This is a genomic window from Pedobacter psychrodurus (assembly GCF_032678585.1).
Taxonomy (GTDB): Bacteria; Bacteroidota; Bacteroidia; order Sphingobacteriales; family Sphingobacteriaceae; genus Pedobacter; species Pedobacter psychrodurus_A.
The window spans coordinates 1-20,248 of the sequence record NZ_JAVTSN010000005.1 but is presented as its reverse complement, the minus strand read 5'-3'; the positions used below and the strand labels follow the sequence as shown (position 1 = coordinate 20,248).

Here is a 20,248-nt window from a genome sequence, read left to right as displayed (position 1 = left end):
ACCGCAGTGCGCTAAAGGTGCTCCTTCGGAAGAGATATCTTTGGACCATGCTAAAAATTTCTCTCCCGATACCTCCTTTCGATATCCCTTAAAATTTAAACGTAACCGTCGTACCAACCATTAAAATATCCTTGCCCGGCCCAGCTTCTTTTAAATAATCGCCCGCATCGAACCAGGTTAATTCCTGTCTGAAAAACAAGTACCTGTTCGCCGTAAATTCTAAAGCACCACCCAACTGACGCCCAATAACCTTTGAATTTCCTGCTTTACCGGCATAGAGCAGTTTGCCGTTTACAGCATAAAGTCCATCATTTCGGTCCATACGCCAAAACAGATCGTAGTCTGCTGCAAACACCAGTTTCTTCGACAGGTTAAATTGTACATATGGGTGTACATCAGTCAAGTTGTAAGGCCCTATCAATGCAGCCAATCCAAAATACGCACCTTTAGGGAATAATGGATTAAAGGTATTTAATCTGCCATCAGCATTATTTTTATCTCCGCTGATCACTTCTGTTTTTAAACCGATCTGCGGTTTGAATTTGTGCTGATATAAGGTGTAGGATATATTTGCAGACATTGTCCAGGCTGAAATCTTACTGGCTTCAAGATCACCAAACTGATAGAGCCCTTCAACATCATATTGCCAGGCAGGTGTGGTTTCCCATACTCGTGCGCCTACTGAATGCCGTGTTTCAGCACCTTTTCCATCATCATATGCCGCAGTTTTTTTATGTAGCCCCAGATAATACAGGTCTAAATTTTTAATAAAAGGAATTTTCGTAAATACACCGTAAGCTCCCCAAAACTGGGTAGCGTCGCTAAAACTGTCATCAAAAATATTTGATTTTGCCGGAACATAATGCGAATAAAAGAAATCAAGTTTATAGTTTTTATTGCCGTATATTATCTTTGCAGCATCGAAAGACTGGCGGTTATTTGGTGCTTCACGCACCGCAACCAATCTTTGCGACCCGTATGATAATTCCTGGCGGCCTACCCTTAAAGTGATGTTCTGTTTGTTGTTCAGCTGGCCAGTATATTCTACAAAGGCCTGATGCAGATCTAAAGGATTTTGATCTACCGGCGAAGGTGCCTCCTCCTGGCCACTGGCCATACTGCTCTGCAACTGAACAAAAGTGCGGAAGTGTTTGCCTGCATGAAAATCGACATGCCCCAAGTATCGGCTCAATATAAATCCGTCACGATCTTGAGGTGCTTCGCCCCAATCCTGGTTTTTAAAATAAAAATACTGATAACGCACCTCTCCGCCAAAACTAAAGTAGGTTGATTTATCTGTTGATACAGGATTGAATTTGAGCTTATGGTACCAGTTCACTGAAGTATCCTGGGCCAGATACGCATAGTTCTCATCGTAACGCAATTGTTTAAATGGAACTTCCTGTGCCATCCCAGTACAAGAAGCAAAGATGAAGAGTAAAAATACAAGGGTTTTCATAATCGTAATGAATTTAATTCGGTTTACGATTCATTGCCAACACTTATGCCACCACCACAACAAACTAATTAATAGCACCTTACCTAAAAAACATATATTCCAATTGCTTTATTTCGGAGTTTTTTACGGTTTTTTTATGATATAGCGTTATTGCACAAATAAGCAGTAAAAATTACTCAGCGATCAAACTAATACAATTCACTTTATGTCGTTAACCACTGATATAAATTTGCGATATAACGTTTCGTTTCGGAAACCAAAACAACTATAAATAACACATAATCAATTAATTATAAAAATGGAATGTAAATTGAAATGATTGCTAAAAAAGATCATGAAAACACAATCATTAAAGAAACTTAACCCCACAATCACCAATTGGGTAATCAGTCTGCATCAAAAAGGATATACAGACGATTTTTTATCAATCACTCCTGAAAAACTGCAATGCGTTCAAAATGGAGAAAGTTTTGCCCTGGTCGATCTCCGAATTAATTTAGTGGACTGCAGTTTCGATAACCTTACGCATACTTTCCAGTATATCCATACGATAGAAACGCAGGTAGGTTGCCGGGGATTATTGATCATGAACGGAATTTTACCACTCCACAACTGAATGCCGGATGAAAAGACAACCGATACTTACTCAGGCGGAATCTACTCAGTTGCGAAATCTGCTGGCTAATTGCCTTACCAATATATTCATCAATGATACCATCTGTAAATACCTGGTAACTGATGGTTCTGAAACAGAATTACAGATTTTAAACTGCTGTAACGAGCACAGCCCCGAACTTCCCCAGATCAAAATGGCCTATGCTATCTGGGGAAGAATGGACTTAGCCGATCGGCATGCCGTGTTGGGTAAATTTCAATGCCTTTATACAGGTTTATCCGTTACGGGCCCGGTTAAAACAAAAACATTGCTCTTTTGTGCACTGTTTGTTCACGAATTTACATCAGTTTTTGCTGAGGCCATGGAGTGGCCAGATTAATAACCGGTAACATGCTTTCGGGTAATCCCTAAACGTTTCATTTTGGAATTGAGCGTGGTAGAGGGTACTTCAAGTAATTCGGCAGCGCCTCCGGGTCCTGAAATGCGGCCATTGCATTTTTTCAATACCGATAAGATATAATCCCGTTCATTATCATCAATTGATTTGATCCTGGTGCTTTCAACAGGCACTTCTGTATCTGTTATTTTGTTTGGCATCACAATATGATCGATCAACAATCCCCTGTTTAGCAATACACTCCGCTCAATCAGGTGTTCCAACTCCCGAACATTACCCGGCCAATGGTAGGCCGCAAGTTCATCAAGCGCCTGAGCCGATAATGAGATACCAGGTTTACCAGCCTTCTCCCCATATCTCTTTACGAAAAATGCTGCAAGTTCTGGCAAATCTTCTTTCCGCTCTCTAAGAGATGGCAATAATATGGGAAAAATATTTAACCGATAATATAGGTCTAGTCGGAATTTACCTGCCGAAACTTCCTTTTCGAGGTTACAATTGGTGGCTGCAATGATCCGCACATCTACTTTTAAAGTTTCCCGTCCGCCAAGTCTTTCAATTTCTTTCTCCTGTAAAACCCGCAGCAGTTTTGCCTGCGATTCTAGCGGCAATTCACCAATCTCATCCAAAAAGATCGTTCCACCATTGGCTTGCTCAAATTTACCAATGCGCCGGTCAACCGCTCCTGTAAACGCACCTTTTTCATGACCGAATAATTCAGACTCAATCAAGTGGGTTGGTAATGCGGCACAATTAACGGTTACCATTGGTTTATTTTTTCGTGCAGACATTGCATGGATTGATTTGGCAAATCTCTCTTTACCCGTACCACTCTCACCTAAAATCAATACCGAGGTATCCATAGGAGCAACTAATGTAAGGTGATCTAAAGCGGTGAGCAGTAAATGGCTGTTGCCGATGATGCCTTCAAAACCATGCTTTGCAACAGGTTTCTCCACTTTATTTTTAACCACCTGTTGAACAGGAATTGTTTGAGCAACTTCTTCATGCCCTGTGCCTGTATGTAAAACCCCATCGATGGCATTCATCATAGGTTTCTGCAAACGTTTTGTGAGTGCCAGATGACGGCTGTTATAGGTGTCGTTCTTCCTGCTGTAAAATGAAACTGTAAAACCATTATGCCCTTCAACTGGGATAAACAGCGTTAAATTCGACATCATCTTAAACACTTTGTTAACCAGGCTTTTTTCAGGATTTTGTTTGCAGATGGTAATAAAATCGATTTCGTTATTATATGTTGTTTGGCTATCGTCTGGAGTAGGCTCCTGTATTTTTAACAACTCCTGTTTTTTAAGGCCAGCGATATTGAGTAACTCCTCGAAACCTATGCACTGATATTCGTTAAAGCCCAGACGTAAAAAACCACTCCCCCGGTAAGGCAGGCTATCCATGTTTTTCATGCCAATGGCCAGATAATCGAAAGGAATGTGCGGCTGCAAAAGTTTGGCAATTTTCAACAGTTTCTGTGTCCAGGTACCTGTATCGGTGATGATATCCATTAAAGTCCCCTGCAAAAGCATCTCACTGTTTTTGCGCACCAACATATTTTGTTCGTGCAGATATTGTGCAACTTCCAGGCTCACCAGTACATCTTTCTCTCTGAAGGGTTTAACCATAAAGCCATAAGGACTTGTGGATTTGGCTTCTTCCAGTATTTTTTGATTGGAATTTGCCGATAAGTACACAAAGGCAATATTTTGCTCAGCCAGTTCCTTAGCCAGATCAATACCGGTTAACAGGCCCTTTAAATGGATATCCAATAAAACCAGTTCAGGTTGATATTTACCGATCATTTCTCTGGCTTCTTCTACCGAATCGGCAATGCCACAAACTTCATATCCGGCATTTTCTAAAATGATTGATAAATCATTGGCTACAATAAATTCGTCTTCAACAATTAGTATTTTTTTACTCATCACAACTTGGTTAAACTACTTTTACGATTATTTCATTTATAAATTCAACGGTTACAGTTAGTCCGTTGCTGCTTTCAATGTTCAGCTTCCCGCCCAGTTGTTTACTAAGCCCCCGCATCAAACTCATCCCTAACGACTTACCCTTACTAATCTCAGTTTTGGCCTCGATCCCCACCCCATTGTCGTGAATACTAAGCACAAATGAATTTTCAGTCACTTTTTTTAAGGTAATGCTAATTTTTCCTTCTTTATGATTGGGGAAGGCATATTTGATCGAATTGGTAATGGCTTCATTCAATATTAAACCTAAGGGTACCGCACGTGTTACATCTAACTCGGCATGAGCAATATCCATTTCAAATACAATACGGGAGCCCGTATCGAAACTGTCGCGGAGATAGGCAACCAGGTCCAAAATGTAAGCATCAATTTCAACCAGCGCGAGGTTTTCAGATTGATATAGTTTTTGATGAATCAGGGAGATGGATTGCATCCTGTGCTGGCTTTCGCGGATAGCATTATAAGCAATATCGTTGTCCAGATAGCTAGACTGTATGTTGAGCAGGCTGATTACAATCTGCAGGTTATTTTTTACCCGATGGTGAATTTCTTTCATCAACCATTCTTTTTCTGCCAAAAGGTTGTCTTTTTGATAAACCAGTTCGGTTAATGACCCGTTTTTATCATCAATTTCTTTGCGCTGGGCTCTTAACTGGCGATTGATCTTTTGTTTTAAACTGTAACTGTTATAGCTTAGTCCCAACATCACGAATAGTAATAATGCCCCACCAATAATTAATTTCTGGGTGGTCCTCTCCTGTTCAAGATTTATTTGTTGTAGCTGCGCCTGGTTGCTCAATAGTTTGATACGGTCGTTTTTAACGGCTAACTGCTGATCTTTTTTTTCTGTTTCGAACTGAATCTCGAGCTGAGCAAGCTGTTTACTTCTTCTTTCATTGTAAAGCGAATCTTTGATCACGCAGGCTTTTTTATAATTTCTATATGCGCCTGCATAATTGCTTTCAGCAGAATCCAGCTGAGATTCGTGCCGATAGGCAATGGCTAATGCAACCGGATTATGATGCGCTTTGGCCAGTCTCTTTACAAATGCCAAATGCATACGTGCCGGTTTATCTTGTACCGTTGCTACATAATATTCCGTTAAAATACTTTGAATTTCTTGCTGGGAATTGTCATTCTGATCAATTTTATGGCTAAAAGCTTCCACCCAATTTAGGTAAGTCCTGGCTTCATCAAATTTTTTCAACTTGATATAACATTTCAGCAAAGTGTAATACACTCCGATATTTTCAGCCTTTATTGTTGGTGAATATTTTTTTTCCACCTTTTTTAACATGGCAATACATTCGATCGTCCGTCCGGTACTGATCAAAGTGCCCGCAATATTGACATATAAGTTTATTTGAGTGGGCATATCCTTGTTTTTTACAGCTATACTGAGCGATTTTTTATAAAACATTCGCGCGCGGTCGAACTGTTTCATATAATAATAGGTTATGCCCACACGGTTGTAAACTGCACAAGCCTGCATGGTGGTATCCTTGCTTTCTTCTGTCATTTTTATCGCCAACAAACCATATTCCAACCCTTTATCGAGGTTACCCATCGCTGAGTATACACTGCCCAGTAAATCATAAAGACTTTCCTTATCTATTACCTTAACATATTTAACTAAAGTTAAGGCCTCTTTTAAATACAGGATCGATTGGGGATAGTTAGCCTGAACATAATAAAAATCGCCTAATACCTTTAAAGTGGCTTCCTCCCTGTGTCTTGCCGCCGATTGTTTAAATAATACGAGCGCCTGCTTATAATAAGCAATCCTGATCTTCAGGTCAGTGCCGCCAAAATATTGGTAAAGTTCTTCCATATTCAAAACAGCCTCCGCAGCCTCTCTAAAGAATTTATTATCGACAAATACCTTTTCTGCCTGGGATAAGTAATCTTTTGCCCGAATACTGTCTTTTCGATTGCGAAAGGCTTTTGCCAGCGCTACATAACTGCTCCCTAGGCCCCGTTTATCGGCAAGCGAAAGACTTAATTTTTCGGCTGCACCAGCATAGGCCAATGCCTTGGCGATATGAGGCAAAGGCTTGGGTATATTGTTATAATAATCACTTAATTGCAGTAAAATAGAAATACGGGTACTATCTGACTTACTTTTCTGTAATCGCGCGCTCAGTACTTTAACCTCTGGTGCCTGAGCCAGTGCATGATATCCCAGTACCCACAAAAAACAGGATAATAAAACAGCACATCCATATAAACTCCTCTCTTTTTTACCAATCATATTCCCTTTATTATGCTCAACAGCAAGCATCTACAATTCCAACTCCTAAAAAGTAATACACTCACAGCAAGCACATTACATAAAAAATCTATTTATTATGACTTAAAATTTTCGTCAGTTGACGTTATTTCGTCATTTGGCCTATAGTCATTGTGGTTAAATCTGCTGGAAATTCGATGATAATGGATAAACCATTTTCATTTCCGAGAGCTAGGCGGCCGCTAATCTGTTTGCACATCCCCTTGATGAGGTTAATTCCCAAAGTTTGACATATATCGATATCGAATTCAGGTGGCAATCCTGGCCCATCGTCTGTAACCCTCAATTTCAGGGCATTTCCATTTATACAATTCAGTTCAACTTTAATCTGGCCCGTACTTTCGTCAGGGAAGGCATGTTTTATGGCGTTGGTTATCCCTTCATTAAGGATAAGACCGATAGGCACCGCACGCAGTACATCAAGATCAATATCATCAACAGCTAATGTAAAGGCAATCCGGTTCTTGGTTTCAAAACTTTGCTGGAGGTACTGAATCAATTCCTGTGTATAATCTTTCATATTGATGAGTGCCCGGCTTTCAGACTGGTATAATTTCTGGTGTATGAGCGATATAGACTGCATCCGATGCTGACTTTGGCGGATTGCTTCTGATGCTCTTTGATCATTCAGATAGGCCGATTGTGTATTAAGCAAACTGATTACCACCTGTAAATTATTTTTCACACGGTGATGGATCTCTTTAATCAATAGTTCCTTCTCTTCTAACAATGCATCTTTCTGTTCTGCCAGATGTTGCAAAGCATTATTTTTTTGGTTGATGGCATGCTGTTGATTTTCAAGGTGTAAATTGGCCTGTCTCTTTAACCTATACTGTAAAAAACTGATCAACAGCAATAAGGCCGCCGTAATGACCACACCCACCGTAATTTTACGGATGAAACTGGCTTGCTCAATATTTCTGCTCATTAGGCTATTTTGACTAGTAAGCAGGTGGATATTTTTTTCCTTCGAACTGATTTCCAGATCCTTGTTAACGGTTTGGTATTTCAGTTCCAGTTCGCTAATCTGCCGTTTTTTGGAAACTTCAAGTATAGAATCTTTTACATGGTGATAGGCTTTCAGGTATTTGAGCGCCGACAAATAGTCGTTTTGAGTGGTATCGGTTTGGCTTTTTTGTAGTAAAAAATGTAATCTTGTCGAATCATTGCATCCAATTGGCTCCTGCGCGAAAGCGACCAGCCTTAAACTCCAACATAAAATTATTGTTAAAAGTATCCTCATTGAGCAAAGGGCTTTACATAAAGCAAGCCAAAGCCAGTAAAGCCATCTTTTTAAAAAAGAAGCCTGTTCAGTATTAATTTAGCACAAATTTCACCCCTCAATCCATTAAAACAGACCGCTAAATATCGTTGTAGAATTTGCAACAACGAAATATCGCTGTACAAAAAAATTGGGCCTTACTTACCTTATGTCGTTGTCTGTTTTCAGAAGATAACGATATAAAGTAAGTTCTGATCTTGAAAAAACAACAAACACTTGATTATCAGAATTTTAATCAAATGGCTTATCTCTTGCCAATAGTGGTTCATATCAAATACTTCGCATATGAACACACTTCAAGAACAAACAACGCTTATTACAGGCGGTAATAGCGGAATAGGTTACGCCGCAGCAAAACTTTTTAAAGCTAAAGGAGCCACTGTTATCATTACAGGCAGGGATGCAGAAGCCATTACCAAAGCTTCACAAGAACTTGGTGTAAGCGGATACGTTTCAGATCAGGCCGACACTTCTGCTATTGATCAACTCGTAGCAACAATAAAAGCCGATTTCGGCACCCTCGATACTGTATTTTTAAACGCAGGTGTAGCTGCTTTCTTACCCTTTGAGCAAGTAACGGAAGCGCACTTTGATCATATCATGGATATTAATGTAAAAGGCGTCTTTTTTACCCTTCAAAAATTATTGCCCATACTGAATGATGGCGGCTCGGTAATTTTTAACACCTCTGTAAATGCCAGCGTTGGCATGCCTAATTCAGCGGTATATACAGCAAGTAAAGCTGCATTGATTGGCTTGAACCGTGTGCTGGCTACCGAACTTGCCCCCAGAAATATACGTGTCAATTGCATTTCACCAGGTCCGGTAGAAACGCCTGTTTATCAAAAGCTTGGAATGAACGCCGAGGAAATCGGTGCTTTTAGCACCATTTTAAGCAATAAGATTCTATTCAAACGGTTTGCCCAGGCCGAAGAAATAGCGCAGCTAGCCAGCTTTCTGGCATCAAAAGATGCTGCTTTCATTACCGGTACCGAAATGATTATTGATGGCGGGCTTACTGTAAATCCTGTGATAAACTAATACTTAGAAATGATGAAAACTACCGAAACTAAAACCATTGTTTTTATTACCGGAGCGTTTGTTAGCAGCGACTGCTGGAACGACTGGAAAGACTATTTTGAAGAACAGGGCTACAAAACGCATGTACCAGCCTGGCCTCATAAAGATGCACCTGCCTGTACGCTGCGCCAAAGACATCCGGATGCAGATGTGGCAGCTTTGCGCCTGACTACGCTAACCGATTACTTTACCAATATTGTAGAAGCATTACCCGAAAAGCCCATTCTGATCGGGCATTCTATGGGTGGCCTCATCACCCAGCTACTTGTTCAGAAAGGACTGGCCACGGCAGGCATTGCGATCCACTCTTTACAGCCCCAGGGTATTTTCACCTTCAAGTTTTCATTTTATAAAGCGGGTTGGGCTGCCTTAGGATTTTTTACTGATAGCCAGAAAACCTACCTCATGTCGTTCGCCGAATGGCAGTATGCTTTTACCAATGGTATGCCCTACGAGGAGCAAAAAGAAGCTTATTATAACCTGCTTGTTCCCGAATCGAAATTATTGATAAGAGATGCCACTACCAGCACGGCAAAAATAGATTTTAACCGTCCGCACGTGCCATTATTGTTCCTTTCCGGTAGTGCCGACCGCTTTATACCCGCATCGCTCAATTACACCAACTATAAAAAATATACACACCGCGAGTCGGTAACAGCTTACAAAGAGTTTGCCGGCCGCAACCACTTTGTACTCGGCCAACCGGGCTGGAAAGAACAGGCTGATTTCATTTTAAACTGGCTTAGCAAAATTTAAATCTTTTAAATAAAAATTATGAAAAATTTACTTACGGGCAGTAGAAAGCTGTTGTGCCTCTTGCTCATTTCATCGGTATTACAGGCTGCTGCCCAGCAAAAGGCCGACCTGATCCTTTACAATGGCAAAATCGCCACAATGGCTAAGCCAGAAGAATTTAAACAGGCTATAGCCATTAAAAACGGACTAATATTGGCCACAGGCAGCTCACAAAGCATCATCAATTCTTACCAAAGCTCCACGACTAAATTGGTTAATGCCGGAGGAAAAACGGTTATCCCCGGATTAAACGATAGCCACATGCATGCGATCCGTGAAGGCCTCAACTTTAATATGGAACTGCGTTGGGATGGTGTAAAAACATTAAAAGGTGCCATGGAAATGCTAAAAGAGCAGGCCGCGAGAACACCACCCGGTGTTTGGATTAAAGTGGTGGGTGGCTGGAACGAATTCCAGTTTGCCGAAAAAAGACAACCTACCATTGATGAGATCAATGCAGCGGTTCCCGATAAACCTGTATTTATTACTTACCTGTACGGTAAAGCTTTTCTGAACAAGAAAGGTATCGAAGTGCTGGGCTACGATAAAAACACCAGCTACCCAGGCAGCATTGTTGAACTGGATAAAGACGGCAAGCCAACTGGTCTTTTGTATGCAAAGGAAACGCCTATGGCCATTTACAGAACCCTTGCACTCACTGGTACACTTAGCCCTGAAGAAAGGATCAATAGCTCCCAACATTTCTACCGCGAAATTAACAGTTTTGGGATAACCAGTGTATTGGATGCTGCAGGAGGCGCACAAAACTATGATGCAGATTACCAGGCTTCACTTGCCCTCGCCAAAGCCGGAAAGCTAACGGTAAGAACCTCCTACTATTTATTTGCACAGCAAAAAGGAAAAGAATTTACCGATTATGAAAAATGGATTGCACTCACCCATCCGAATCAAAATGACCATATCCTGATGGCCAATGGTTATACGGTGGAAGGCGCAGGTGAAAACCTAACCGCTACCGCAGCCGACTTTGAAAACTTCCTGGAGCCCCGCATTGTGCTATCGCCGGATATGGAAACCGATCTTGAACCTGTGGTTCGGTTACTGGTTAAAAACCGCTGGCCCTTCCGCCTACATGCTACTTATGGCGAGTCTATCGACCGGATGCTCAACGTGTTTGAAAAGGTGAACAAAGACACTCCTTTTAATGGTCTTCGCTGGTTTTTCGATCATGCCGAAACGATTACAGATCCAGAACTGGCGCGGGTAAAAGCACTTGGTGGTGGAGTTGCGGTGCAGTTCCGCATGTATTTCCAGGGCGAATTGTACACCAAAATGTATGGGCAACCCAAAACACAATTGCCACCTATTAAAAAAATGCTGGCTATGGGTGTTCCGGTAGGCATGGGTACTGATGCCCCGCGCATATCGACTTATAACCCGTGGATGGCGCTACATTGGTTGCTTACCGGCAAAACGATCGGCGGCATGCAGTTCTGGCCAAAGGAACAGGTACTCGACAAATTCACAGCATTACAGCTATATACTTCGGGCAGTGCCTGGTGTTCGGGCGAAGAAAACTTAAAAGGTAAACTGGTTAAAGGCATGTATGCCGACATGGTGATACTGTCTGACGATTATTTCCGCGCCCCTACCGAAAAAGTTAAACAGATTACCGCACTGATGACCATTGTAAATGGTAAAGTGGTATATGCATCAGGAAAATATGCCGCCCAAAGCCCTGCCATTCCTGAAGTAATCCCAGCCTGGTCGCCGGTAAAATATTTCGGAGGCTATCAAAAATAAATCAACATTAAAATCTTAAACAATCAAAAATGAAAAAGTTAATATTAAAACGATCTGGCCTGAGCCTATTGCTACTCTGCTTATACCGCATTGCATCTGCTCAAATGCCAATGCCCCCTGTTGTACCGATCTGGGATGCCAACAAAGTAACGCTGGAACTGCAAAAAATCAGTACTGATATCTACGCCATTATTCCCACTACCGCCAAAACGGAAACAGACAAAGGTATCCCGCAGGCCACAACAGGTGGTTTTATTATCGGTGAAAAAGGCGTCTTGCTGATAGAAGTGATGTTAACCAAACGCCTGTACGATCAGGAAATTAAACTCATCCGTTCGGTTACCAATAAACCTATTCTCTTTGCGGTGAATACCAGCGATCATGGCGACCATTGCTTCGGGAATTACCTACTGCCTGCCTCAACGCTCATTATTCAAAATGAATTCGCCAAAGAGAACCTGGAGAAAAACTATGTAGGTATTAAACAATTTATGGTAACCTTATTCGGTGCAGGCAGAGGGATCGAAAATACAGTTTTTCGTCCCGCTGATCTGGTTATCCCTAAAAACAGCAACCTTAAAGTAGACTTAGGCGGCGGTAAAATCATTGAACTGCTCAATGTGGGTACCGCACAATCTCCTGCTGATCTGTTTGTATGGATGCCCAACCAAAAGGTTTTCTGGGCTGGCAATCCCTTCATCGCTGAAAGTCCTGCCATTCCATGGCTGTTTGATGGTTTCTTCCTGGAACCTGCAGCTAACCTGAAAAAGATGTACGACTTTTTGCCCGACGATGCCATCGTAATCCCCGGACATGGCCGCATCACCAACAAAGCTGGGATAAAATATACCATCGATTATGTGCAGGAACTTAAAAAAGAGGTAGAAGCCGCAGTAGACAAAGGCCTTAACCTTGAGCAAACCAAAGCAGCTGTTAAAATGAAAGCATACGATAAGGGTTACGTGCTGTTTAACTGGTTGCACTTCAATTTTAACCTGCCAAATGCTTATAAAGACATTAGCGACAACAAGAAAAAATAAAAGTATACAAATCAAAAAACAATAAAATCATGAAAACTACAAGCAAAATTAAACACCTCATTATTACCCTGCTGTTTACTGCAGCTATTGGGAATGTACTGGCAGCCGCACCTGCCAACCCGCCTTCGAATTTTAAACATCAGTATGCCACTGTAAACGGCGTTAAAATCCATTATGTAATTGGTGGTAAGGGCGAGCCATTGCTACTGGTACATGGCTTTGGTCAAAACTGGTATATGTGGAACAGACTCTTGCCCGAACTGTCCAAACATTTTACTGTAATTGCACCCGATATGCGCGGCGTGGGCGAATCGGGCAAAACAGCTAAAGGTTACGATAAAAAGAACATGGCTGTAGATATGCATGAGCTGATGAAGAAATTAGGTTATAAAAATATCAATCTTGCAGGTCACGATATTGGTTTGATGGTTGCTTACGCCTACGCCGCACAATTTCCTTCAGAAGTTAAAAAACTGGCCTTAATGGATGCCCTATTACCTGGTATTGAGCCCGTATGGAGTCAGGTTAAAGCCCAGGCCTGGTGGTTCGGCTTTTTTGCCCAGCCCCATGCCGGCGAATTGGTATCAGGTAAAGTAGGTCTGTTTTTTACAGATTTCTGGCCAGTTGTCGGTTTTCAAAAAAATGCCTTTACCCTTGCCGAACGTACTGAATTTATCCGTGCCTACTCCGTACCGGGCGCCACTACAGGCGCATTCCATTGGTTTGGTTATTTCAATCAGGATGCAAAGGATAATGTTGAATTTGCCAGGCACAAATTACCAATGCCAGTACTGGCCATGGGTTCTGATCATTTTGCAGCACCATTTCTGGCCACCCACACCAAACTGGTAGCAGATCATGTACAAGAATCAGTCATTAAAGATTCCGGGCACTGGGTAGTACAAGAAAATACACCTCAGGTTCAAAAAGACTTATTGAATTTCTTTATTAAATAGGTTAGCCTGTTCACAAATATCCATTTAAGGCATCTTGTACCAGCTACAAGGTGCCTTATTAATATATGGCTTTTTCTAATATCCTCAAATGCAGATCGACAACGATATACCGCTGAGTCTCGAAATACCAATAACCCATAAAAAAAGCAATACAAACTGAATATCAGCAACTTATACTCCAATCACATCACCAAATATTTTGTGGATTAACATTTGTCTTTCTTTCACAGGATCATCAAAGCTGATCTTTTTACCTAACCTCTTATTTCCGACCTGTGATGAATAAGTTTTTGCCAACAGCTACCATATTATTGTTGATAGTAGTTCAGGCTTTTGCCCGGCAAGGCGGGCAACAATTGCGTTGGCAGTTGCAAAAAAGCAAACCTGATTCGAACCGCTTAAAAATTTTGAATGATCTCGGTGAGTATTATAAAACAAGGCGACACGGTAAAAATCCGGCAGACCGTGATTCGGCGAGAATTTATTTCTTAAATGCACTGAAGCTGAGTGATCTGTTAAAGGATGATTCGGGTTACGGAAAAGGAAACATCTGGATGAACCTGGGCGAAGTTGCCATAGACGATCACCACATTCCGGAAGGTAAAGCCTGGTTTATGAAAAGTATTGCGCTTTTCCGATCCAAAGGCAATCTCGAAAATGAAGCCAAAGCCTTCGAAAGGTTAGGAAGTTCCCTGCGAGACCTCACCAACGATGGGGTGAATGTTGCGAATTATTATAACAGGGCCATTGTCATTTATCAAAAGTTGAAGAATTCTGATAAGGTGATCTGGCTCAGTTTTTTAATGGCTGCCGATAGAATGTATCTTGGCAAACCAGAATTGGCAGAGAAAGCTTGCGCCGAACTGATTACAAAATATAAAAACACCCGTTTTCGAAATTTGGAAATGGCCTACTACCTGATCTCATTTCTCAGCCGGTACAATGGGAATCTGAATAAGGCATTATTTTATGCTTTGGGAGGTGTACGCCGCATGAGTTTAGCCAACGATACCTCAAGGGCAGAAACACTCTATGGAGAACTTGCACAGGTTTATCAAGCCACGGGCGATACGGATAAAAGCATTTATTATTATAAAAAAACAATTTACATCCGGGAAAAGATAAATGCCCGGCAGCAATTTATCTTTAGAACAGCAGGTTTCGTGATCCAACAACTGATTATGCAAAATAAAGCAGCAGAAGGCCTCAAGTATATCATTGGCCTGGAAAAAAGGCATCCGCCCGATAGCGAATACGAAACAGCGATTGTTGCACAGATCAAAGCTTATTGTTATGAAGCTTTAGGTAGGCTTAATGAAGCAGAAAAAGCTTACCAGGTGATGATTAAAGGCCTCGGGAAAGACATCAGCGAGATTGGGAAGATCGCACACTTAGATATTGCAAAATTTTATGTCAGTCAGAAAAAATTTAAACAGGCTGCCTATTATTCCGAAGATTTAAATGTTGGCGATGCCCTGGTATCGAAAGACCTTGAGTTGCTACGCTTTAAAATAGATTCGGCAGGTGGGCGGTTCCAATCTGCTATTGGTCATTTTCAACGTTATAAAGTGATCAACGATTCTATTTTTACCCTATCAAAAACAAAACAGATCCAGCAACTGCAAATAGAATATGAAACAGAGAAAAAAGATAAAGACATTAAAATCTTAAAAAGCGACAGCCTGATCCAACAGGCAAAAGTGCAGAAAGCCAATGCTATGCGGAATTTAACTTTGGGAGGTGTCGTACTATTGGTATTATTTCTGGTTTTACTGTATAATAGTTACCGTTTTAAACAACGGAAAAATGAATCCCTGAATCAACTCGTTACAGAAAAAGACCATCTGCTGGTAGAGAAAGACGGCTTGTTATTGGAAAAACAATGGCTGCTCAAAGAAATTCATCACCGTGTTAAAAACAACCTGCAGATTGTGATGGGTTTGTTGCAGCGCCAATCGGCTTATATCGACAACCACATTGCGCTTTCAGCCATCCAAAATAGCGAAAACAGGATGCGTTCTATTGCACTCATCCACCAAAAACTCTATCAATCAGAAAGTTTAAACCTGATCAGCATGCCTGAATATATCGACGAATTGATCCAGCACCTGAAAGATAGCTTTGATTTGGGTAGCCGGATTAATTTTGAGAAAAATGTGGATGCATTATTCCTGGATGTGTCGCAGGCTGTGCCATTAGGGCTCATTTTAAATGAAGCGATTACCAACGCCATTAAATATGGTTATCCCGGTCAGACGCCAGGTATTGTTCAGGTTTTATTAAACAGGGCAGATAACAACCAAAATATACTGCAGATTAAAGATAACGGTGCAGGTTTACCAAAAGCATTTAATCTGGAACAAATCGATTCGATGGGTATGAATTTAATGAAGGGATTAAGCAAACAACTGTGTGGCAGTTTCGAAATCGTGGATGATAAAGGGCTGCTGATTAAAATCTGCTTTAAAACAGAAACTTTTGTTGCTACGGCCGAAACAAGCACCTAAATAAATACCAATAAAAAAAATGCCCTTAGGAAAGCTATTCTAAGGGCATTTCTAATCAGGCAAAATCGGTCGAAATGCTGATGGCTTCGTTCTTTTTCATTTCTGTTTCCAACATGCTGATCTTATAATTGGCATACTGTACAGCATCCGAACCCAATAACAAACGTAATGGTGGCTCATCTATCTGTGCCGTGCTGATGATCACCTCTGCAGCCTTCTCTGGATCACCAGGCTGTGTACCCGGTATTTCCTCGGCATGTTTGCGTTTGATCTCTGTAATAGCGGTATAAGCATCAATCGATTTTTCGGGTAAAATAACCGATCCGGCATTGAGGAAGTTGGTCCGAAAATAACCGGGTTCAATAATGGTTACGCCGATGCCAAAAGGTTGAACTTCCTGTGCCAATGCTTCAGACAAACCTTCTACCGCAAATTTTGTGGCGCAATAAATCCCCCAGCCTGCACCTGCAATTAAACCAAATACAGATGAAAGATTAAAAATATGTCCCGAATTCTTTTCGCGCATAAAGGGTAAAACCGCCCTGGTTACATTCAGCAAACCAAATACATTGATATCGAAATTTTGCTGTACTTCTGTTTTCGACGATTCCTCAATCCCACCCAATAAGCCATAACCGGCATTATTGACCAGCACATCTATCTTTCCGAATTTTTCGATCGCCGCCAATACGCCTGTGGTAATACTGCTTTCATCTGTAAGATCTATCTTCACCGCTAAAAACCGATCGTTTCCGCTATTAACATCAGTAGGGATTGATGTGATATTTCTTGATGCCGCAACAACATTATAGCCTGATGCCAATGCTTTTTTAACCAGTTCAAGGCCTATGCCTTGTGAGGTTCCGGTGATAAACCATGTTTTCCTATTGTTCATTTTTTCGTGTTTTTAGTTAATGGCCTGCATTCAATCTTCAAACCAATTTCATAAACAATTAAGATACAAGCACTTAAAATAAAACCTTTATAAATCTCTTAGGATATACCGTAATTGATTTCGTTGAATAACGGAATATCAACATATTTACTTACAGCCAGTAAACAAATCAACAACTTGATTTAGGAAGTCAATGCAGGATATTGCTGAAGCATGCTTTGATTTTCCGCTTCCTGCAATAAAAAGTCTGCTACATCGGCCCTCGAAATTTTTCCGATTTTGATCCCTTGATATAAATCTGGTAATGCTTTATACGTTTTCGTCAATGAGCCATTCGTAAGCATTCCTGGTCGAACAATTTCCCAATTAAGTGTGCTAGCAGCAATGATCTCTTCCATTTTTGTTTTATCGATGTATTGATGTTTAAGGAAAAGCCTGATCACCGTACGCATAAAAAAACTTAGAAAGCCGGCACTTTTACCTGCACCAAAACCCGTAATAATCAATATTGGTGCTTTAAAGCCTGTTTCTAAACCTGCTTTTACCAGCGCCATAGCAGTATCCGAAAAAAGTGTATTCGGCTTTTTGTTCCTGGTGCCAATAGTCACGATTACCGCTTCCGCACCAATTATTACCTTTTTCAGATCCTCCACTGAAGTAGCACTACCATTAACCTTATTTAAACGGGAATGATCGGGAATACTTGCTGTTTGCGTAGACAAGGCTGTAACATCATGTCCTTTCGCCAATGCCTGCTGAACGGCGGCAAGGCCTGTGCCGGCCGAGGCACCTATTATCGTAATTTTCATTTTCTTTAATTTAGAATATTTCCTGCTGTTTCTTCGATCAATCTTCTTCCGGTTCCAGGAGAAGAAACAAGCAAACTCTCATCACCCCATTTCCAGCTTTCTCCCTTAGCATTTAAGATTTCAGCACCTGCTTCTCTGGCAATTAAGATACCAGCGAGCCAATTGAAGGTATCTAATCCCAATTGATGAAATACATCGATCCTACCCGCACCAACATAAGCCAATTGCAGACCATGAGGGCCGTAATTGCGCACCACGCCATACTGGTTTAACAGCGCTGTAACGGCAGTACCGTGCTTTTGGTTAAAACCAGGGATGGCGGGATCCTGATGCCCATATTCAAAAACAGCAAGCATGATATCCGGATCTGTTTTCGCAAGTGGTTGGATGGGATTACCGTTCATAAATGCGCCCGACCCTTTCTCAGCCCAAAACATTTCGTTGGCCAGGGGATCATAAATTACCGAAAAGTACAGTTCTCCATCGCAGATCAAAGCCAGGTTGATGGTCCATCCCGGAATATGTTGCAGATATTGTATAGCGCCATCCATGGCATCACAAACCCAATATTTGGACAGCGGCAGTGCTTGTTTCTGTCCATCGTGATCAAATTCGTCAACTGTATTCCATGCCGTTTCCGGAAATTCATCATTCAATCCGGCTTTCAAAACAGCCATACAGCGCTCATCTATGGAATTTAGTGCGCTAAAGAATTGTTGTTTATTGATTGGAATGGCGTTAAGCTTATATTCTTGAAGAAACAGATCTCCCGCTTCCCTAACCACCTCTAAAATGGTCGATACTTTTATTTTCTTTTTCATCTTTGCAATTTTTACAAGGCAAAGAACGCAGATAAAAGGAATTAAAAATAGGCTAAAACCTTGTATTGATAGTGCTAATCGCGGTATTGTTGACGAAACTGAAGTGCGGTAAAACCGGTAACTTTTTTGAATAATTTGCCAAAATACACCGGTTCTTCATAACCCAGCTGATAAGCAATTTCCTTCGCTGTAAATTTAGTAAAACAGAGGAGCCGCCTGGCCTCAAGCATGCAATATTGCTGGATATAAGCCGACACCGCATCGCCAGTTAATTTTTTTAAGGTATCCGATAAATGCGCTACAGAAATATTCAGCTCAGCAGCATACCATGCAGGCTGTTTTTGTTCTTTATAATGCATTTTAAGCAGTTGCCTAAAAGCCTGTTCGATTATTGCGCCACGGTTGACTTTTGTTTTTCCAATGGCATTTACTTTTGAGATTTCAGCAGCGAGCAGTCCAAGGAACGCGTCGAGTATGGAATGATTGGCGCGCACATGATATAGATTTTCTGCTTCTGTTTGCAATTTCTCCATCTGTCCCATTAAAATGGCTATATGTCCATAAAAAGCAGAATGTTGATCTAATGCCAGAGGTCTGCGAAAAGCTTTTTCCATGATCAATTGAAATTCTTTATCCATCAGTGCCGGGTCTACACTCATTCCCCAACCTGCCATATCGCCTGAAGAAACAACATGATGGATCTGACCTGGAAAAATCATGACCATGGCAGGTGATGTTATGGCATGATCTTCAAAATCGATGTTAATGACGAAATTTCCGGCTGTGGCCACCATTAGCAGATAATGGTCATCGCGATGGGGTTTTGAATGATCGTGTTCAGTAACAGGATCAGCATGCTGCATATTTTTGATTATCATGCCTGCTTTAGCCAAAGGCGATATCGGGAATTTGATAATAGCTGATTGCCGGTTTTTCAATTTGTAAGAGATGGTTTAGCAAATGTATGGAGATCAATTTTACAAAAAATATTGATATTTGGGGCTATTTTAGCATAAGCTTTCGGATAACATCTGTGTGAAAAACCTTGTATCCAACAAATAAGAGATTTATATGAAGTTAGACCTATATCAAATTGATGCATTTACCGATGAAATATTTCGCGGAAACCCGGCATGTGTTGTTCCGTTAAAAGAATGGCTTCCTGATGAAATACTTTTCAAGATTACACAAGAAAATGCAGTTGCAGAAACTGCTTTTTTTATAGACAAAGGAACACACATACACCTGCGCTGGTTTACACCAGAGATCGAAATGGATTTATGCGGACATGCCACCCTGGCGGCCACTCACGTACTACACACCATTATGAACTATGGCAGAAAAGAAATCATTTTTGAAACAGCAAGCGGGGCATTAACTGTAACCATAAATGAAGATGTTTACGCATTGGATTTTCCTTCCAGAAAACCGATAGCGGCTCCACCCCCTGAAATAATTGTAAAGGCATTAAATATACAACCACTATACGTTTTGAAATCAAGGGATTATATCCTGGTATATGAAACTGAACAGCAAATAA

17 protein-coding genes are annotated in these 20,248 nt (G+C 41.1%); 9 read left to right on the top strand and 8 right to left on the bottom strand.

The features are described 5' to 3' along the window. Window positions 1–88: 88 nt before the first annotated feature. Window positions 89–1,459 (bottom strand): alginate export family protein, encoded by a 1,371-nt coding sequence (locus tag R2S57_RS04555; protein WP_316843925.1) that lies wholly within the window; start codon window positions 1,457–1,459, stop codon window positions 89–91. A gap of 334 nt (window positions 1,460–1,793) precedes the next feature. On the opposite strand from R2S57_RS04555, the gene R2S57_RS04550 reads away from it, so the two are divergent. Continuing rightward, on the top strand, window positions 1,794–2,075 hold the full coding sequence (locus R2S57_RS04550) for a hypothetical protein (protein ID WP_316843924.1): 282 nt from the start codon (window positions 1,794–1,796) through the stop codon (window positions 2,073–2,075). A 7-nt stretch (window positions 2,076–2,082) separates the two neighbouring features. After that, the gene (locus R2S57_RS04545; protein WP_316843923.1) at window positions 2,083–2,454 is read left to right on the top strand and encodes a hypothetical protein; all 372 of its coding nucleotides are present in this window, start codon (window positions 2,083–2,085) and stop codon (window positions 2,452–2,454) included. On the opposite strand, the gene R2S57_RS04540 is transcribed toward R2S57_RS04545, so the two are convergent. From R2S57_RS04540 to R2S57_RS04530, 3 genes are all read right to left on the bottom strand, one after another. Continuing rightward, complete coding sequence (locus R2S57_RS04540) at window positions 2,451–4,409, bottom strand: sigma 54-interacting transcriptional regulator (RefSeq protein ID WP_316843922.1); 1,959 nt, start codon at window positions 4,407–4,409, stop codon at window positions 2,451–2,453. The genes R2S57_RS04545 and R2S57_RS04540 overlap by 4 nt on opposite strands. 10 nt (window positions 4,410–4,419) lie before the next feature. Next, the gene (locus R2S57_RS04535; protein WP_316843921.1) at window positions 4,420–6,720 is read right to left on the bottom strand and encodes a histidine kinase dimerization/phosphoacceptor domain -containing protein; all 2,301 of its coding nucleotides are present in this window, start codon (window positions 6,718–6,720) and stop codon (window positions 4,420–4,422) included. Between the two features lie 124 nt (window positions 6,721–6,844). Next, on the bottom strand, window positions 6,845–7,861 hold the full coding sequence (locus R2S57_RS04530; protein ID WP_316843920.1) for a sensor histidine kinase: 1,017 nt from the start codon (window positions 7,859–7,861) through the stop codon (window positions 6,845–6,847). A gap of 465 nt (window positions 7,862–8,326) precedes the next feature. Here R2S57_RS04530 and R2S57_RS04525 point away from each other — a divergent pair, with 465 nt between their 5' ends. The 6 genes from R2S57_RS04525 (at window position 8,327) to R2S57_RS04500 (ending at window position 16,183) form a co-directional block, all read left to right on the top strand. Beyond that, a complete protein-coding gene (locus tag R2S57_RS04525; RefSeq protein ID WP_316843919.1) occupies window positions 8,327–9,082 on the top strand; it encodes an SDR family oxidoreductase in 756 nt (251 codons plus the stop codon). A 9-nt stretch (window positions 9,083–9,091) separates the two neighbouring features. After that, window positions 9,092–9,877: an alpha/beta hydrolase gene (locus R2S57_RS04520; RefSeq protein WP_316843918.1), complete on the top strand. Its 786-nt coding sequence runs from the start codon at window positions 9,092–9,094 to the stop codon at window positions 9,875–9,877. Between the two features lie 18 nt (window positions 9,878–9,895). Continuing rightward, the gene (locus tag R2S57_RS04515; protein ID WP_316843917.1) at window positions 9,896–11,680 is read left to right on the top strand and encodes an amidohydrolase; all 1,785 of its coding nucleotides are present in this window, start codon (window positions 9,896–9,898) and stop codon (window positions 11,678–11,680) included. Window positions 11,681–11,709: 29 nt separating this feature from the next. Further along, on the top strand, window positions 11,710–12,720 hold the full coding sequence (locus R2S57_RS04510; protein WP_316843916.1) for an MBL fold metallo-hydrolase: 1,011 nt from the start codon (window positions 11,710–11,712) through the stop codon (window positions 12,718–12,720). Between the two features lie 29 nt (window positions 12,721–12,749). Beyond that, a complete protein-coding gene (locus R2S57_RS04505; protein ID WP_316843915.1) occupies window positions 12,750–13,676 on the top strand; it encodes an alpha/beta hydrolase in 927 nt (308 codons plus the stop codon). A 278-nt stretch (window positions 13,677–13,954) separates the two neighbouring features. Next, a complete protein-coding gene (locus R2S57_RS04500; RefSeq protein WP_316843914.1) occupies window positions 13,955–16,183 on the top strand; it encodes a sensor histidine kinase in 2,229 nt (742 codons plus the stop codon). A gap of 55 nt (window positions 16,184–16,238) precedes the next feature. Here R2S57_RS04500 and R2S57_RS04495 read toward each other — a convergent pair whose 3' ends face one another. The 4 genes from R2S57_RS04495 to R2S57_RS04480 all read right to left on the bottom strand — a co-directional run bounded on the left by R2S57_RS04495 (window position 16,239) and on the right by R2S57_RS04480 (window position 19,586). After that, window positions 16,239–17,078 (bottom strand): oxidoreductase, encoded by an 840-nt coding sequence (locus R2S57_RS04495; protein WP_316843913.1) that lies wholly within the window; start codon window positions 17,076–17,078, stop codon window positions 16,239–16,241. 182 nt (window positions 17,079–17,260) lie between these two features. Then, window positions 17,261–17,887, bottom strand: coding sequence for an NAD(P)-dependent oxidoreductase (locus R2S57_RS04490; RefSeq protein ID WP_316843912.1), 627 nt, complete (start codon window positions 17,885–17,887; stop codon window positions 17,261–17,263). A gap of 5 nt (window positions 17,888–17,892) precedes the next feature. After that, window positions 17,893–18,708 (bottom strand): inositol monophosphatase family protein, encoded by an 816-nt coding sequence (locus R2S57_RS04485; protein ID WP_316843911.1) that lies wholly within the window; start codon window positions 18,706–18,708, stop codon window positions 17,893–17,895. Window positions 18,709–18,782: 74 nt separating this feature from the next. Further along, window positions 18,783–19,586 (bottom strand): AraC family transcriptional regulator, encoded by an 804-nt coding sequence (locus tag R2S57_RS04480; protein WP_316843910.1) that lies wholly within the window; start codon window positions 19,584–19,586, stop codon window positions 18,783–18,785. Window positions 19,587–19,779: 193 nt separating this feature from the next. On the opposite strand from R2S57_RS04480, the gene R2S57_RS04475 reads away from it, so the two are divergent. Further along, window positions 19,780–20,248 (top strand): PhzF family phenazine biosynthesis isomerase (locus R2S57_RS04475; RefSeq protein WP_316843909.1); only part of this gene is annotated, 469 nt, incomplete at its 3' end.